The sequence below is a fragment of the Salinibacterium sp. genome (genome assembly GCF_031364185.1).
GTDB lineage: Bacteria > Actinomycetota > Actinomycetes > Actinomycetales > Microbacteriaceae > Rhodoglobus.
In genome coordinates, this window is record NZ_JANLVV010000204.1 from 1 (window position 1) to 1190 (window position 1190).

At 63.6% G+C, this 1190-nt stretch carries 1 protein-coding gene and 1 pseudogene; both read right to left on the bottom strand.

The window, feature by feature from the left end; genetic code table 11:
* A partial coding sequence (locus RMN95_RS09080; RefSeq protein ID WP_309616609.1) for an arginine deiminase-related protein occupies positions 1 to 653 on the bottom strand: 653 nt, incomplete at its 3' end.
* A gap of 17 nt (positions 654 to 670) precedes the next feature.
* A pseudogene (locus RMN95_RS09085) lies at positions 671 to 1190 on the bottom strand (ornithine cyclodeaminase); the annotation flags it as partial.

The window sequence follows — 1190 nt, forward strand, 5'->3', positions numbered from 1 at the left end:
GCGACTTCCTGACGACGGCGCTGGTCAACGATGAGCGACAGCCCCACGAGCGCGAAGTCGGTGGCGATGCACATCATGACATTGGTGTGATAGATCGGGATGCCTCGACCGTCGCTTGCCGCAAACATCATGGGCTCGTAGCCGAAGGTCGCGCAAAACCTCTCCAGCGCGAGCGGATCCGCGCGGTGGGAGGCGGCGGCATAGGCAACCCGATTCGTGTGGTCGAGCACCATCGCGCCCGTGCCCTCGAGGAAGAGGCCATCCTGTTCGAGCCCCGAGAAGTCGATGATGTCCTGAACCCTGAACCGCTCTTTCAGCAGTTCGATAATATCGGCTCGACGCTCGGTGCGCCGGTTCGGGGAATACATCGGAAACACCGCTACGCGACCGCCGGGGTGTGTGGAGAACCAGTTGTTCGGAAACACACTGTCTGGGCGCACGCTCTCGGTGTCTTCGAAGAGGTGCACCTGAATGCCCGCTCCCTCCAGCGCCTCGGCTAGCCGGGTGCTCTCGATGTAGGCATCCCGAGCGATCGCCGCGGCGTCGCGGGTGGGATCGATGGACTGGAAGGCATTGTCAACGGCTGTTGCCGGGTTCGGCCCAAAATGGTGAGGCCGGATCAGCACAACGGCTGACGGGCTCTGGACGCTCATCAGTGGAAGAGTTGGGCTCAGGCGGGAACGACGGCCGCGGACGCAACCAGGGAGTACAGGTTCTTCGGGTCGGCGGGCTCGGCTATCAGGTCGACTTCGGTGAAGAATCCGGTGCCGTTGACGGCGTCGCGAGCGTAACGGAGTGCGGAAAAGTCCTCGATTGCGAAGCCGACGGAGTCGAATACCGTGACCTGCTCGGCACTGGTGCGACCGCTAGCCTCACCGACCAGCACCCGCCACAGTTCGGTCACGGGGAAATCCGCCTCGACCTGCTGGATCTCGCCCTCGATGCGGGTCTGTTCGGGGAACTCGACGAAGACGTCCGAGCGGCGCAGGATGGCCGCATCCAATTCCGTCTTGCCGGGGCAGTCACCACCGATCGCGTTGAGGTGCATGCCCGGCTCGATCATGTCGTTGGTGACGATCGTCGCGTTCGCCTTATCTGCCGTGCAGGTGGTGACGATGTCGGCTCCGCGCACGGCGTCACGAGCATCCACTGCCCGGATGATCTCGAAGCCGAGCGGCGTGACGTTCTCG